Origin of the sequence: Lentzea cavernae, from assembly GCF_014653695.1 — a bacterium.
Classification (GTDB): Bacteria; Actinomycetota; Actinomycetes; order Mycobacteriales; family Pseudonocardiaceae; genus Lentzea; species Lentzea cavernae.
This window is the reverse complement of record NZ_BNAR01000009.1, coordinates 47,811-62,335: the sequence shown is the minus strand read 5'-3', so window position 1 is coordinate 62,335 and position 14,525 is coordinate 47,811. Positions and strand designations below refer to the sequence as shown.

Genomic DNA, 14,525 nt, shown 5'->3' with positions numbered 1-14,525 from the left:
AACGCCGATCGCGACTTACCGTCCCGCCTTGTGACGTTCGACCAGCGAGATCCCGCGTTCATCGCCGACCCTTACCCGGCCTTCGCCGCCCTGCGCGAAGCCGGTGAGGTGCATCACCACGAGCAGATGGGTGTCGCCGTCGCCGTCTCGCACGCCGCGTGCTCCGCCGTCCTGCGGCACCGCTCCGTCGGCCGGATCTGGTCGGACGTGAAGCCGGTCGAGCGCTTCATGGCCTTCAACCTCCTGCACCGCAACTCGCTGCTGGAGAACGAACCGCCCACGCACACCCGCCTGCGCCGCCTGGTCGCCGCCGCGTTCGGCCGCGGCCACGTCGAGCGCCTGCGCCCGTGGGTCGCCGACCTGGCCGACCGGCTCGTCGACGAGCTGGTCGCGAAGGTGCAGGACCAGGGCCAGGCCGACCTGCTCGCCCACGTCGCCGCGCCGCTGCCGGTCGAGGTGATCGCGGAGCTGCTCGGCGTCCCCCAGCAGGACCGCTACCTGCTGCAGCCGTGGTCGAACGCCATCGTGAAGATGTACGAATACGGCCTCCCCGCCGAACAGCAGGACGTCGCCGAGCGCGCCGCCACCGAGTTCGTCGCCTACCTGCGCGAGCTGATCGCGTTGCGCCGCGTCTCGCCCGGCTCCGACCTCGTCTCGGACCTGGTCGCCGTCACCGACACGGACGGCGCGAGGCTCACCGAGGACGAACTCGTCGCCACCGCTGTTCTGTTGCTGATGGCCGGCCACGAGGCCACAGTCAACGTGATCGGCAACGGCGTCTACGCCCTGATGCAGCACCGCTCGCAGTGGGAACGCCTCTCGCCCGAGATGATGCCCACGGCCGTGGAGGAGCTCATCCGCTTCGACTCACCGCTGCAACTCTTCGAACGCACCGCCACCGAACGCGTGGAGATCGCCGGCCACGTCCTGGAGCCCGGCGAGAAGATCGCCGCCCTGCTCGGCGCCGCCGCCCGCGACCCGCTGGTCTTCGAGAACCCGGACGTCCTCGACGTCGGCCGCGAGAAGAACCAGCACCTCGGCTTCGGCATGGGCATCCACTACTGCCTGGGCGCGCCGCTGGCCCGCATCGAGGTGGAGGCGGCGCTGTCCTCGTTGCACCGCAAGCTCCCCGGCGCGGTGCTGGCCGAGGAACCGAACCGCCGCGCGGAGTTCGTGATCCGCGGCCTGCACTCCCTGCCCCTGGGCACCGACTAACGCTCGGCGTAGCGCTTCGGCAGCTTGAACCCGCGCTCCTTCAGCACCGTCCGGAGCCGGTCGGGGTAGTCGGTGATGATGCCGTCCACCCCGTCGTCGATCAGCTTGTGCATGGTGGCCGGGTCGTTGGTGGTCCACGGGACCACCTTGATGCCCTGGCGATGCGCGTCCTGGACGAGCGTGCGGGTCGTGAACGGCACGTAGTCCGGGTCGCCGACCTTGCCGTTCTGCGGATTCCCGTGCACCGGCGACAAAGCCTTGGCGCCGAAGGACTTCACCATCTTCGCGACACTGCCGCCGAAGTCGGCCAGCTCCAGCCCACCCGTCCACGGCGAACCCGGCCGCAACATCTCCGGCTGGGTCAACGCCACCAGCGGGATGCGCGGCTCGACCTCGCGCAGCCGCATCAACGTTCCCCAGTCGAACGACTGGACGGTGACGTTCGGGAAGAACCCCGAGCGCCGGATCTCCCGGACAGCCCGCTGCACGAACTGCTCGCGTGGTGCGGTCTCGTGCGGGGCGGCGGCCTCGACCTTGGTCTCGATGTTGAAGCGGACGCCCCACGCGCGGTGCTTGCGCGCGAGGTCGAAGAGCTCGGCGAGGGTGGGCATGCGGGCGCCCGGCGAGAGTTCCTGCTCCGGGTACTGCGACCACCGCGTGCTGCCGCAGTCGAGCGTGCGGACCTGGGCGAACGTCAGGTCCTTCACGTACTTGCCGGCGTAGGGGAACTCGGGGTCGCCGGGGAACGCGGGCTTCGTGTCGAGGCACTTCGAAGAATTCGTTTTGCGGTCGTGGGTGATGACCTCACGGCCGTCCTTCGTGATCTGGATGTCGAGCTCCAGGGTCGTCACGCCGAGTTCGAGCGCCTTGCCGAACGCCTTGAGCGTGCTCTCCACGGTGAGGCCGATGCCGCCGCGGTGTGCCTGGAGGTCGAAGTCCCGGTTGGGGTGCGCCTGGGCGGCACCTGGTGCTGCCAGCGCGATCACCAGTGCCCCGATGAGTGTCCGCATGCACCCAACCTGGCACCGACCGTTCAGGCCTGGAAGCCCCTGAGGAAGAACGCCCACTGAACAGACGAGAACACCAGGGTGCCCGAGTCGGGGCTCTTGGAGTCGCGGACGCCCACCGCTTGGCCGGAGAACGCCACCTCGACGCAGCTGCCGTTGTTGCCGCCGCCACTTCGGCTGCTCTTCCGCCACACCGCGCCGAAGAAGTCCACAGTGGACACCACCTTCACTCGACGAGGATCCGCTCGATCAAGGCAACCGACTCCTCAGGGCTGAGGGCCTCCGCAGCCAACCTGTCGAAAGCCAGGTTAGCCGCACGGACCTGCTCGGGATCCTCGATGTGGAAGGAACCTCCGGTGACGTGTTCGAGGTAGAAGACCTCCGGGTCATCGGGGTCCGGAAAGCCCAGCACGATGAACGTGCCCATCATCCCGACGTGCAGCGCGGAGGTGATGACCTGGAGCGTCACCGTCGGAAGCGCAGCCGCCTCGACGACGTGGCGGAGCTGGCCGCGCATGATCTCCGGACTGCCGACGAGACGACGCAGCGCGTACTCGTCGATGATCACGTGGAGGGACAGCGGGTCATCGCTCGTCAGCCGCTGCTGCCGGATCTGCCGCACCCGGACCTGGTTCTCGACGCTGTCGGTGAGTCCGTGCGTCGCGAACACCGCCCGCATGTACTCAGTGGTCTGCAACAAGCCGGGAACCAGCGCCAATGCGAACTCGCGGACCGTCGTCGCTTCAGTCTCGACATCGAGGTAGCCCTGGTCCTTGATCCCGTAGGTGGTCCACCACCCGTGCTTGGCCGCCCCGCGGATCTCGTCCAACAGCTCAGGGTCGTAGGCGTCGTAGACGTCCATCACCGAGCGGCCGAAGTGCACGTCGACTCGGGTCTCGCCCGCCTCGATCCGATAGAGGGCCTGGACGTCCTTGTCCAACGCCCTGGCCGCCTCCTGAATGCTCATCCGGGCACGCAGGCGCAGCTTCCGCAGCTTCTTGGCCAGCTTGCGGCGGCGGAAGGGCGGATGGCGCTTGCGCATCCCCTGATGATCGTCAGCGAGATCCCGGAAGTGAGATTCTCACCGAGGATCACCCGAAGGAGCTACCGGGGTGAGCCGGACGCGCGGACCGGACGCAGCGGCGGCTCGGGGGCGTCCTTGACCTCCACCACGCGCATCAGCCGGACGGACGCGGCGTCCACCGGCAGCAGCAGCGTGGTGATGCGGCGGACGACCAGCGCCGACGTCACCGCGAGCCCGGTGAGCACCAGGTCGGCGAACGCGTGCAGCAGGACGCCGTCCGCGAGGGCTTGGGTGCTGGACCGGAACGACCACAGGACGACCACTACGACCGTCAGCCCGGAGCCCGCCCACAGGCCCCACCACCAGCGCAGGAGCTTCGACGGGGTGGGGCGTTCGTCGGCGGGCCTGCGGGCGACGGCGTGTTCTAGTTCGGCGAGGACCGAGCCGGGCACCACGAGGTTCACGCCCGGCACGATCAGTCCGACGAGCACGGCGGTGTCCGAGCGGGACGGGCCGTAGCCCACGAGGGTGGCGGCGACGTTGCGGGCGCGGCGCAGCCAGAGCAGTCCGAAGATCAGTGCCAGGAAGCAGCCGGTGATCGTGATGGCCGAGGAGGACACGACCATGGCGTCGGAGGCGCTGACGACGCCGGCCGACAACGCGCCGAACCGGCTCAGCGAGACCAGCACGTAGCGCCAGTTCTCGGAGAACGCGCCCCAGAGGGCGACGGCGGCGAGCAGCCAGAGGGTGTTCTGCGCGGTGCGGCCGAGGCGGCGGACGCCGTCGACCGAGTCGGCCTGCTCGACCGTGCCGGGCACGGCCGTGGGCCAGCGCCACGCGAGCAGCGGGAAGCCCCAGCGCGGGGGGACCGGGTAGTGGGGCGGGCCGCCGTAGGACAGCCGCCGCGACCGGCCCTGAGGCTGTGGGTAGGCACCGGGTGGCGGGGTCGCCACCCAGTCCACGCGCATCGGCTGCAGCGGCTGCACGGTCAGATGACCTGGGGTTCCGCGCCGTCGGTGCCGCCCTCGAGCGGACGGCCGGCGGCCTCCCAGTGCTGCATGCCGCCCTCGACGTTGACGGCCTCCCAGCCGTTCTCGTTGAGGTACTGGGTCACGCGGGCGGAACGGCCGCCGACGCGGCACACGACGTAGAGCTGCACGTCGTTCGGCACCTCGCCGAGACGGGCGCCGATCTCGCTCATGGGGACGTGCAGCGCGCCGGGCGCGTGGCCAGCGTCCCACTCGTCCTGCTCGCGCACGTCCAGCAGGACGGCGCCCTCGGGCAGCTGCGCCGGAACGTCGGCGATCTCCACGCTTGGAACAGTCACGTCCCAGATGTTCCCATGCCGGAAGTTGCACGGACGTGAACCTCCGGCACGGGTCCACCTCAGAGCACCTCCGCGACGGCGGCTCCGAGCCTCACGAACTGCCACTCCTTCACGGGCAGCCGGCCGAGGGACCCCGCGACGTTGAGCTGCTCCATCCGCAACGCGCGGCCGTCGGCGCGGAAGACGTACAGGGCCTGCCCCGTCTGCGTGGCGTCGTAGAGCTGGAACACCGTGCCGTCGGCGTTGGTCCACCGGCGGGGCGGGGTGCACGCACCGGTCGCCCACAGCGCCCTGTCCGCGGCGACGGACGGGCGGTCGTCGGACCGCGTGCGGGAGAACCGCACGCTGTCGGTGTCCCCGATGTCGACCTTGAAGACGCGGGGCACCTCGTTCGCGAGGCCCCTGAGGTCCTCCGACGTGACGCGCCGGTCCGAGACCGCCTCCTGCGTCAGGTCGCGCCACTTGCTCATCTGCTCCTCCGCCAGGACCTCGCCCTCGAGGCTGAGGACGAGCGACGGGATCGTCTGCTCCCGGCAGAGCCGGCTGTTGCGGGGCGGGTCGGCCACCACCTCCGGTGCCGGCGTCGCCCGCGCCCAGTTCACCGGGTCGAGCACACCCCGCGACCCGGACGGCCAGGCGATCACGCCCGCCACCACCACTGCGACGACCGCCAGCGCGCTCCCCGCGATCCTGGCCCGACGGACGGCGACCCGGCGCCTGCCGCGCGCGAGCACGTCCTCGAGCCGGGTGACCGGTGGTGGCGCGGCCACGTCGAGAGCTCCGCGCAGCTCGTCTTCGATCCTCATGAGGCACTCTCCGATTCGACCGGGCGGCCGTACGCCTCGCGGAGCGTCGACAACCCCCTCGCTGACTGGCTTTTCACGTTGCCCGTCGAACAGCCCAGCTCAGCGGCCGTCTGCTCGATGGACAGGTCGTGGACGTAGCGCAGCACGAGCACCGCCCGTTGTTTGGGCGGCACCTGCTGCAGAGCGACGTGCAGGGCGGAGTCGTGCTCGCCGAACCCGCCCGCCACACCGTGTTCCGGCACCTCGGCGACCGGGTGCTCGCGTCCGCGGACCCGGCGCCTGCTGTCCAGGAACAGGCGCGTCAGGATGGTCCGCACGTAGGCGTCCGCGCTTTCGCGACGCACGCCGGGCCACTTCGCGTACGCCTTCACGAATGCGTTCTGCGCGAGCTCTTCCGCCTCCGACCAGTCACCGCACAGCGCGTACGCCGTGCGCCGCGCCCAGTCGAATCTGTTCGTGAAGAACTCCGAGAACTCTTCGTCTCGTCGCAACCCGGTCCCCCAAGTCTGCCGCGTTCGCATCCAATACGCGGTCAGCCGGTTCAGGGTTGCACGCACGAAGAACGGGCCGCCCCCGTGAGGGACGGCCCGTTCTCAGGTGGTGCGAACTAGTGCGCGATGGCCTTCTCGGCGCCCGCGCCGGTGAGGGAGCGGACCTCCATCTCGGCCTGCTTGGCGGGGTCGGCCTTGTCCTTCGAGAGGATCGTGCCGATGTAGCCGAGCAGGAACGCGACGGGGATCGAGACGATGCCGGGGTTCGACAGCGGGAACAGGTCGAAGTCGGCGTTCTTGAACATCGAGGTCGGCTTGCCGGAGACGGCGGGCGACAGGACGATCAGGGTGATCGTCACGATCAGACCGCCGTAGATGCTCCACAGCGCGCCCGAGGTGTTGAACCTCTTCCAGAACAGCGAGTAGAGGATCGTCGGCAGGTTCGCCGAGGCGGCGACCGCGAAGGCCAGTGCCACGAGGAACGCGATGTTCTGGCCGTTGGCCACGATGCCGCCACCGATGGACACGAGACCGATGACGATCGCCGTGATGCGGGCGACCTTCACCTCGTCGGTCTTGTCCTCGTCGTAGGCCTTGCCGTTGCCGTTCTCCTCCCGGCCCTTCTTGATGATGTTGGCGTAGATGTCATGTGCGAACGACGCCGACGCCGTGATCGTCAAGCCGGCCACGACCGCGAGGATCGTCGCGAAGGCGACGGCCGCGATCAGGCCGAGCAGGATCGGGCCACCCAGTTCCAGCGCGAGCAGCGGGGCGGCCGAGTTGGCCTTGCCGGGAGCCGCGTTGATCTTGTCCGGACCGACGAGCGCACCGGCGCCGTAGCCCAGGACCAGGGTGAACAGGTAGAAGATGCCGATCAGCCAGATCGCCCACACGACCGAACGACGGGCTTCCTTGGCCGTGGGCACGGTGTAGAAGCGCATCAGGATGTGCGGCAGACCCGCGGTGCCGAGGACCAGTGCGAGGGCCAGCGACAGGAAGTCCAGCTTGCTGGTGCCGGTCGCGCCGTACTGCAGGCCGGGGCCGAGCAGCTTCTCGCCCGCCTTCGGGGCGGCGTCGACCGCGGCACCGAGCAGGGACGAGAGGTTGAAGCCGTACTTGGCGAGCACCCAGACGGTCATGATGCCCGCGCCGGCGATCAGCAGGACGGCCTTGATGATCTGCACCCAGGTGGTGCCCTTCATGCCGCCGATGAGGACGTAGGCGATCATCAGGGCGCCGACGACGGCGATGACCAGGGCCTGGCCACCGGTGCCGGTGATGCCGAGCAGCAGGGCGACGAGACCGCCCGCGCCGGCCATCTGGGCCAGCAGGTAGAAGAACGACACCGCCATGGTCGACGTGGCGGCGGCCGCGCGGACCGGACGCTGGCGCATCCGGAAGCTGAGCACGTCGCCCATCGTGTACTTGCCGGTGTTGCGCAGCAGCTCGGCGACCAGCAGCAGCGCGACGAGCCACGCCACCAGGAAGCCGATCGAGTACAGGAAGCCGTCGTAGCCGTTGAGGGCGATGGCGCCCGCGATGCCGAGGAACGACGCGGCCGACAGGTAGTCACCGGCGATCGCGATGCCGTTCTGCGGGCCGGTGAAGGCGCGCCCGGCGGCGAGGTAGTCGGCAGCGGTCTTGGTGTTGCGGCTCGCCCGGATGACCACGACGAGCGTGATCAGGACGAAGACACCGAAGATGCTGATGTTGAGGATCGGGCTGGACTCGTTCACTTGCCGTCTCCCTCGATCTCGTTGCGGAGCTTCTCCGCGAGCGGGTCGAGGTTCTTGTTCGCGTGCCGCACGTACAGCGTCGTGATGACGAACGTCGACACGAACTGCAGCAGGCCGAAGATGAGCCCGACGTTGATGTTGCCGAACACCTTGGTGGACATGAAGTCGTGCGCGTAGTCCGCGAGCAGCACGTACAGCAGGTACCACGCGAGGAACAGGCCGGAGACGGGGAATACGAACTTTCGCAGTCGGTGCTTCAGCTCGGTGAAGTCAGCGCTCGCTTGGACGTCGGCCCACTTCTGCGCGTCTGGGGCCGACTCAGACGGGGTGTGATCGACGGTGCTCACAGGCCCCTCCTCGCGGTACTCGTCGTAGGTGTCAGCAACGTGACGTGCACGTAGTGCCTCCAGGTGCGGTCCTGTTCTTGGTCAGGAACCGTATGGAGACTTGAGTCACTCAGGTAAGACCCCGTTCGTGCCGTTGCGCCCAGCAGTCGGGTGATGCGACGAACGGTCAGTATGCGTAGACGAACAGCACTCTGCGTGACCTAGTTCACCGTTCACCGATTCGAGTGACTAATTTTCACCCATTTGAAACGACGGCTACTCACCGTGTCCGGCCAGCTCCCCTGCGCTTGTCGTCCGCCATCCTGGCCTTCTCCTCGGCGGTGCCGAAACGGGCGATGTCCCGGTCGCGGATGAAGCCCAGCGGGTCGGGGGCGTGCAGCCTGAGCAGGATCTGGCTCACGTCGGCCGGCACCCGCCTGCGGGTCGCCTTGCTGACCACGATCATGGTGATGAACGCGACCGGCACCGTGATCAGCGCAGGTTGGGTGATGAACGCGGGCGCCCAGCGGCCGGTGTAGGAGCTCACGACGCTGACGACCTGGGCGGAGATCACCAGGCCGCCGCCGACCACGAGGCCGCAGACGGCGCCCACCCACGTGAGGCCTCGCCACCAGATGCCGAGGACGAGAAGCGGGCAGAACGTCGACGCCGCCAACGCGAAGGACATCGCCACCGTCAGTGACGCGTCGGAGCGGGGAAGCAGCAGTGCCAGGCCTATCGCGACGAGTCCGGTGAACACAGTTGCCCACCTGAAGTCACGAACCTTGCCCGGCATGATGTCCGTCGAGACCACCCCGGCGACCGACACGACGAGCCCCGACGAGGTCGACAGGAACGCCGCGAACGCGCCCGCCGCGACGATCGCGCCGACGATCTGACCGCCCAGGTTCGGCAGCATCGTCTCCGGCAGCATCAGCACCGCCGCGTCCGTCCTCCCGGTCACCAGCAGCTGCGGCAGGTAGAGCCGCGCCAGCACGCCCAGGGCCGTCGGGAAGATGTAGAACAGGCCCAGCAGGTAGAGCACGTGCAACGCCGTGCGGCGGGCCGCCTTGCCGTCCGGGTTGGTGTAGAAGCGGACCAGGACGTGCGGCAGGCCCATCGTGCCGAGGAACGTCGCGAAGATCAGCGAGTACGTCCTGATCAGCTCGGAGAGACCGCCGGTCTGCGGCCGCGTCCAGTCGTAGTTGGTCGTCGGCGAGCCCTCGACCACCGGTACCGGGCTGCCCGCGGCGAACTCCAGGGTCGTGCCGGGGCTCAGCTCGTAGACGCCGCGGCCCCAGAACACCGGCCCGTTCGCGTTCCTGCCGTCGATCTGGCCCTGCACCTTCAACGTCAGCGGCTCGTCGACGCGGACCTTCACGACCTGCTCGGCCACGGTGATCTTCTCGGCCTGCGGGAACCGGACCACGCCGTCGTCGCTGATCGGCTGCGTGCCGCGGTCGGGCGAGGCCAGGAACACCACGAACAGCACGAACGTGGGCGCGGCGATCGCGAAGAGCTTGCCCCAGTACTGGAACGCCTGGACCAGCGTGATCGCGCGCATGCCGCCGCCCAGCACGTTGACCACGACGATGGCCGTGACGATCATGCCGCCGAACCACGCGGGCAGGCCCGTGATCGTGGTCAGCGTCAGGCCGGCGGACTGCAGCTGCGGCACCAGGTACAGCACGCCGATGCACACCACGAAGAACGTGCTGAAGTGCCGCACGTTCGCCGACCCCAGCCGTGCCTCGGCGAAGTCCGGCAGCGTGTAGGCGCCGGAGCGGCGCAGCGGCGCGGCCACGAACAGCAGCAGCGCGAGGTAGCCGGCCGTGAAGCCGACCGGGTACCAGAGGGCGTCGACGCCGTCCTTGAGCACGAGCCCGGCGACACCGAGGAACGACGCCGCGGACAGGTACTCGCCGGAGATCGCGGCGGCGTTGCGGGTGGCGGGGATCGCGCGGCGCGCCACCAGGAAGTCCGGGGTGGTGTTCGCCTTGCGCGACCCGACGTACCCGAGCAGGAACGTCACGGCCGCCACGGCGACGATGGCGCTGAGGCTGTAGATGGAGGCGTTCACGTCAGCGGTCGACCATGTTCACGAAGTCCTTCTCGTGCCGTTCGGCCTGCCTGCGGAAGACCCACCCGACGCCGTAGAGGATCGGGAAGGGCGCGAGGCCGAGCACGAGCCACGGGACGGGGATGCCGAGGATCTTCAGGTCCCCGATCGACGGGACCAGGTAGAAGGTGATCGGCAACAGGCACATGCCGATCAGGACGGCGAACGCGAGCCCGAACGCGGACTTGAGCTGCTGCCGGATGAGGTCGCGGACCAGCTTCTCACCGACGCTGGTCTGCTCCTCCAGCTCGATGATCGTTCTTAACGCCTTGCCGCTCTTCTTCGTGGAGTCGGCGAGCACGACCCTGCGGCGACGCGGCCTGCTGCCCTGCTCACCGAGCCAGGCCTCACGTGCGGGCTGCTCGGGCTTCCCCGCGTCGTGCCTGCTCACCAGCCGCTCTTCGGCGGTCGCACGATCCGTTCCTTGAGCTCCTTGGTGTGCCGGCGGCTGACCGGGAGCTCCTTGGCACCCTCACCGGTGCCGATGACGACCGCGTACCCGTTCGCCGTCATCCGCAGCTCGCTCACCAGCGGCAACGCCACCAGGTACGAGCGGTGGATGCGCACGAAACCCGCGTTCGCCCAGCGTTCCTCGAGCTGCGCCAACGGGATGCGCACGAGGTGGCTGCCGTCCTGCGTGTGGAGGCGGGCGTAGTCGCCCTGCGCCTCGACGTACCGCACGGACGCGCGCGGCACGAGCTTGATGGTGCCGCCGAGCTCGACGGGGATGACCTCGTCGTCGGTCGGTTCGGCGGGGTTCTGCGCCGCCTGGGCCGACTGCGCGGCCGGGGCCGCCGTGCGACCCACCCGGTCCGCGACGCGCGAGATCGCCTTGAGGACGCGTTCCTCGTTGATCGGCTTGTTGATGAAGTCGAGCGCGCCGACGTCGAACGCCGTGACGAGCGCGTCCCGTTCCTCCACGCCCGTCACGAAGACGAGTGCGGGCGGGTACCGGAACGCGCTGAGCACCCTGGCGAGGTCCATGCCCGACAGGCCGGGCATGTTGATGTCCGCGAAGACCGCGTCGACCGGCGGCAGGCCGGCCCTGGTCCTCGCCATGACCTCCTGCTCGTAGTCGCCCCTGAGGATGCGCAGTGCCTCGGCGGCGTCGAAGGCCGTGAGGACGCGCCGGATGTGAGGGCTGCTCTCGAGCAGGAACTTGATCTCGCTCAGGCCAGGAGCCTCGTCATCGACTGCGAGGACGAGGAGACCGGCGTTGTCTTGGGTACTCACTGTGTCGGGCATCTTGCCCATCAATGTGCGGTCATGTCTACGCCGGGGCAGGTGTCGACACGCCCTGTGAAACCGAACTGATGCTCAGAGCCCGAATCGGGACCAGCGAGCACGTTCCTCGACACCGGCGAGCACCTGCGTCACGAGATCGCCCGATCGGGTGGACGCACCGGCCAGCCCGAGCTTGGCCAGCAAAGGCTTGCGCGGCTCCGCCACCGTCAGCTCGGCGTCGGGGAAGCGCTTGGCGATGACGCTGCGGATCGTGCCGATGCCGTCGACCAGGCCGAGCTGCTGCGCCTTCGCACCGGTCCACACCTCACCGCTGAAGAGGTCGGCGTCGGCGCTGAGCTTGGCACCGCGGCGTTCGGTCACCCACGCCTTGAACTGGTCGTGCAGGTCGGAGTGGAGGGACTTCAGCCACTCGACGTCCTCGGGCTTCTCGGCCTGGAACGGGTCGAGCCGGACCTTGTTCTCACCGGCCGTGTAGACGCGGCGCTCGACGCCGGCCTTCTCCAACAGGCCGTTGAGCCCGAACCCGGCGCTCACGACACCGATGGACCCCACGAGGCTCGTGCCGTGCGCGTAGATCTCGTCACCCGCGCACGCCAGCCAATAACCACCCGACGCCGCCACGTCTTCGCAGAAAGCGAGCACCGGCACGTGCTTCTTGGTGGCGAGCTCACGGATGCGTTCCGCGATGAGCGCGGACTGCGTCGGCGCGCCACCAGGCGAGTTGATGAGCAGCGCCACGGCGATCAGCCGCTCGTTGTCGAACGCCCGGTTGATGGCCGACTCGACGTTCTGGAGGCTGATCGTGTTGCGCGCGACAGGCGAGGACTGCGGGGTGATGACCCCGTGCAACCGCACCGCCGCGACCACCGGGGGCCGCTCGCCCCGGTCCATCACCCTGGGGAGCCGGGCCGCGATCTTGTCCGTGACGCTCATGTACTCGACAGTACGTGCGTTTCGCGGACACGCGGGAGCCTCGATGGTGGTCGGTTGCTCCCGCGTGACCTGGAACACAAAGGTGCTAGGTTCGGGCTGTGACGTTCAACCCGATCCGCTGGCTCGAACGCTACGTCGAGTGGTGGGACGACCGGGGCAGGCAGAACGCCGCCGGGCCGACGCCGATGCACATCTACTGGATGTGGGTGAGCTGGAGCGTGTGCGCCGTCGTGCTGATCACGACTCTGGCTGTCGCAGCACGCTGAGCTCGTTCAGGTGGGTGCTCGTTCAGCACTTGCAGCTGTTGAACCCCTTGGCGGTGCACTTGATGCAGACGCGGACGCGTTCGGGTGCTGGAGTTTCGTGCACGGGTGATGGCCTTTGCTCATGGCCGGCCTCTGGTTTCTCAAACGACCGGCTGTTCGTTGGTCACCACCACAATCGGCACGGATCGCGGCCGGGTTGAGCATGATTGACCCTGCAACTTTCGGAAAGTTCAGGCCCGGATCGCCGGCCCCGCTCAGCGGCACCCGTAGATGGACGTGCACGGAGGTTCGGCGGCCTCGTTCACCGAGACCAGCGTGATGACCAGCGCGGCCGAGACCAGCGGGATGATCACCAGCACCCACATCAGGATGCGGCGGATCGAGTGCAGCAGGATCACCGCCTCGGTCGTCGCCTGCACGCCCGCTTCCTCGATCGTCGCGGCCTTGCGGATGCGCCGCACTGACGCCGCCGGGCAGGAGCCCTCCCAGTCCGGGGGCAGGCCGGGCCTCACCTTCGGCACGAGCGGCTCGAACGGGCCGAACTCGGGCTCGGCCTGGGGCTCACCGGCCACGGGCTGCGGTTCATCGGACACGGGAGCGCCTCTCGTCCGTCCACACACGGCCGACGCGTTCGGTCGAGCACACGGACTTCGCGCCTCGCCGTCGAGGCGTTACCGAGACGGCTGATCGCCGCTGTTCAGGCCCGGATGGCCGGCTGCTCCGCCGTCATCGGCTCATCCGTCATCTGCGACCCGATGTTCAGGTTCGGCAGCACGTTCCGCGCGAACTTCGGCACCTTCAGGATCACCTTGGTCCCGGCGTTGGGAGCCGTCTCCACGACCAGCGCGTACTCGGCCCCGAACACCGTGCGCATGCGGTCGTTGATGTTGCCGATGCCGACGTGCGCGCCCGTCTGGTGGGCGTCCTTGATGTCGTCCAACCGGTCGGGGTCCATGCCGACGCCGTCGTCCTCGACGCTGATCAGGGCCTCGTTGCCGTTGTCCTCGGCGGTGATGGTGAGCATGCCGCCGCCGGGCTTCTTGGCCAGGCCGTGGCGCACGGCGTTCTCGACCAGGGGCTGCAGGACGAGGAACGGCAGGACGACCTGCAGGACCTCGGGGGCGATGCGCAGCCGGACGCTCAGGCGGGCGCCGTAGCGGGCCTGTTCGATGGTCAGGTAGCGGTGGATGTTGGTCAACTCGTCGGCGAGGGTCGTGAACAAGCCGTCGGTGCGGAACGAGTAGCGCGTGAACTCCGCGAACTCCTGCAGCAGCTCACGGGCGTGCGACGGGTCGGTGCGGATGAGCGAGGAGATCGTGTTCAGCGCGTTGTAGACGAAGTGCGGCGAGATCTGGGCCCGCAGCGCCTTCACCTCGGCCTGGGCGAGCGCCTGGCGCTGCTTCTGGACGACCTCGAGTTCGAGCTGGGTCGAGACGAAGCGGGCCGTCTCCTCGGCCATGCGGATCTGGCGCTTCGAGGCGACTCCGGACACGACGATCAGCGTGCCGGCGACGTCGCCCTCGACGACGAGGGGCACTACGACGACGCTGTGCAGTGAGCACGGGCCCTGCAGTTCGCAGCCGAGCTTGCGGTGGTCGACGTGTTCCTTGTGGCAGTTGTTGATGGCTCGGGCCACGGTGTCGCGGAGGTACTCGTAGTGGTCGTTCGCGCCGCCGTCCCACGAGAGGACGGTGCCCTCTTCGTCGGTGATGGCGACCGCGACGCACCGCAGCATCTCGCGCAGGTGGGGCGTGGCCTTGTTCGCCGCCTCCTCGGTCAGGCCCGCACGGAGGTCGCTCGACGCCCTGGACATCCGGTCGAGCATGTCCATCACAGCATCCTCGACGGAGGTGCTGACTCGTCGAGCGCGGCACAGCATCACGAAGAGGCCCAGAACGGCCAGGGTCGCGATGACGCCGAGCACAGCGCGCTCGGTCAACAGGTCGCCCACGGTGCACATGCTGTGCTGTGGGGCACCCCTATAGCAAGAGGCGCGCCCGGCGTACCCCCGTACGGTCCACCGATCCGGG

At 68.8% G+C, this 14,525-nt stretch carries 17 protein-coding genes; 2 read left to right on the top strand and 15 right to left on the bottom strand.

Translation table 11 applies throughout. The features are described 5' to 3' along the window. Positions 1-30: 30 nt before the first annotated feature. Positions 31-1,215: a cytochrome P450 gene (locus IE307_RS27385; protein WP_191302256.1), complete on the top strand. Its 1,185-nt coding sequence runs from the start codon at positions 31-33 to the stop codon at positions 1,213-1,215. Here IE307_RS27385 and IE307_RS27380 read toward each other — a convergent pair. The 13 genes from IE307_RS27380 to IE307_RS27320 form a co-directional block, all read right to left on the bottom strand. Then, the gene (locus IE307_RS27380) at positions 1,212-2,225 is read right to left on the bottom strand and encodes a glycerophosphodiester phosphodiesterase (protein ID WP_191302255.1); all 1,014 of its coding nucleotides are present in this window, start codon (positions 2,223-2,225) and stop codon (positions 1,212-1,214) included. The genes IE307_RS27385 and IE307_RS27380 overlap by 4 nt on opposite strands. A 23-nt stretch (positions 2,226-2,248) precedes the next feature. Beyond that, positions 2,249-2,452, bottom strand: coding sequence for a DUF397 domain-containing protein (locus IE307_RS27375; protein ID WP_373306043.1), 204 nt, complete (start codon positions 2,450-2,452; stop codon positions 2,249-2,251). Further along, positions 2,449-3,264: a helix-turn-helix domain-containing protein gene (locus tag IE307_RS27370; RefSeq protein ID WP_191302254.1), complete on the bottom strand. Its 816-nt coding sequence runs from the start codon at positions 3,262-3,264 to the stop codon at positions 2,449-2,451. Before IE307_RS27370 ends, IE307_RS27375 begins: the two co-directional genes overlap by 4 nt. Positions 3,265-3,326: 62 nt before the next feature. Further along, entirely contained in the window at positions 3,327-4,232 is a 906-nt protein-coding gene (locus IE307_RS27365) for a DUF4328 domain-containing protein (RefSeq protein WP_229905112.1), read from the bottom strand. Positions 4,233-4,234: 2 nt separating this feature from the next. Then, positions 4,235-4,573, bottom strand: coding sequence for a rhodanese-like domain-containing protein (locus IE307_RS27360; protein WP_229905111.1), 339 nt, complete (start codon positions 4,571-4,573; stop codon positions 4,235-4,237). Between the two features lie 59 nt (positions 4,574-4,632). Continuing rightward, entirely contained in the window at positions 4,633-5,379 is a 747-nt protein-coding gene (locus IE307_RS27355; protein ID WP_191302253.1) for a hypothetical protein, read from the bottom strand. After that, positions 5,376-5,870, bottom strand: a complete 495-nt coding sequence (locus IE307_RS27350; RefSeq protein WP_229905110.1) for a SigE family RNA polymerase sigma factor — start codon at positions 5,868-5,870, stop codon at positions 5,376-5,378. The genes IE307_RS27355 and IE307_RS27350 overlap by 4 nt, the downstream gene beginning before the upstream one ends. A gap of 116 nt (positions 5,871-5,986) precedes the next feature. Continuing rightward, on the bottom strand, positions 5,987-7,606 hold the full coding sequence (locus IE307_RS27345) for a monocarboxylic acid transporter (protein ID WP_191302251.1): 1,620 nt from the start codon (positions 7,604-7,606) through the stop codon (positions 5,987-5,989). After that, positions 7,603-7,953, bottom strand: a complete 351-nt coding sequence (locus IE307_RS27340; RefSeq protein WP_191302250.1) for a DUF485 domain-containing protein — start codon at positions 7,951-7,953, stop codon at positions 7,603-7,605. Before IE307_RS27340 ends, IE307_RS27345 begins: the two co-directional genes overlap by 4 nt. Before the next feature lie 259 nt (positions 7,954-8,212). Then, complete coding sequence (locus IE307_RS27335) at positions 8,213-10,012, bottom strand: sodium/solute symporter (RefSeq protein WP_191302249.1); 1,800 nt, start codon at positions 10,010-10,012, stop codon at positions 8,213-8,215. Between the two features lies 1 nt (position 10,013). Then, complete coding sequence (locus tag IE307_RS27330; RefSeq protein ID WP_191302248.1) at positions 10,014-10,442, bottom strand: hypothetical protein; 429 nt, start codon at positions 10,440-10,442, stop codon at positions 10,014-10,016. Beyond that, positions 10,439-11,305, bottom strand: a complete 867-nt coding sequence (locus tag IE307_RS27325; RefSeq protein WP_191302247.1) for a LytR/AlgR family response regulator transcription factor — start codon at positions 11,303-11,305, stop codon at positions 10,439-10,441. The genes IE307_RS27330 and IE307_RS27325 overlap by 4 nt, the downstream gene beginning before the upstream one ends. A gap of 63 nt (positions 11,306-11,368) precedes the next feature. After that, entirely contained in the window at positions 11,369-12,229 is an 861-nt protein-coding gene (locus IE307_RS27320) for a S49 family peptidase (RefSeq protein ID WP_191302246.1), read from the bottom strand. A 98-nt stretch (positions 12,230-12,327) separates the two neighbouring features. On the opposite strand from IE307_RS27320, the gene IE307_RS27315 reads away from it, so the two are divergent. Next, on the top strand, positions 12,328-12,495 hold the full coding sequence (locus IE307_RS27315) for a hypothetical protein (protein WP_166048541.1): 168 nt from the start codon (positions 12,328-12,330) through the stop codon (positions 12,493-12,495). 254 nt (positions 12,496-12,749) lie between these two features. On the opposite strand, the gene IE307_RS27310 is transcribed toward IE307_RS27315, so the two are convergent. Together IE307_RS27310 and IE307_RS27305 are read right to left on the bottom strand one after the other, a co-directional pair. Next, positions 12,750-13,088, bottom strand: coding sequence for a hypothetical protein (locus IE307_RS27310; RefSeq protein ID WP_191302245.1), 339 nt, complete (start codon positions 13,086-13,088; stop codon positions 12,750-12,752). Positions 13,089-13,192: 104 nt separating this feature from the next. Continuing rightward, positions 13,193-14,455, bottom strand: coding sequence for a sensor histidine kinase (locus tag IE307_RS27305; RefSeq protein WP_191302244.1), 1,263 nt, complete (start codon positions 14,453-14,455; stop codon positions 13,193-13,195). Between the last annotated feature and the right edge of the window lie 70 nt (positions 14,456-14,525).

Excerpts from the sequence above, each read along its gene's own strand:
- IE307_RS27380 (WP_191302255.1), bottom strand. The coding sequence starts at position 2,225 with ATGCGGACACTCATCGGGGCACTGGTGATCGCGCTGGCAGCACCAGGT.
- IE307_RS27305 (WP_191302244.1), bottom strand. The coding sequence starts at position 14,455 with ATGTGCACCGTGGGCGACCTGTTGACCGAGCGCGCTGTGCTCGGCGTC.
- IE307_RS27325 (WP_191302247.1), bottom strand. The coding sequence starts at position 11,305 with ATGGGCAAGATGCCCGACACAGTGAGTACCCAAGACAACGCCGGTCTC.
- IE307_RS27320 (WP_191302246.1), bottom strand. The coding sequence starts at position 12,229 with ATGAGCGTCACGGACAAGATCGCGGCCCGGCTCCCCAGGGTGATGGAC.
- IE307_RS27370 (WP_191302254.1), bottom strand. The coding sequence starts at position 3,264 with ATGCGCAAGCGCCATCCGCCCTTCCGCCGCCGCAAGCTGGCCAAGAAG.
- IE307_RS27355 (WP_191302253.1), bottom strand. The coding sequence starts at position 5,379 with ATGAGGATCGAAGACGAGCTGCGCGGAGCTCTCGACGTGGCCGCGCCA.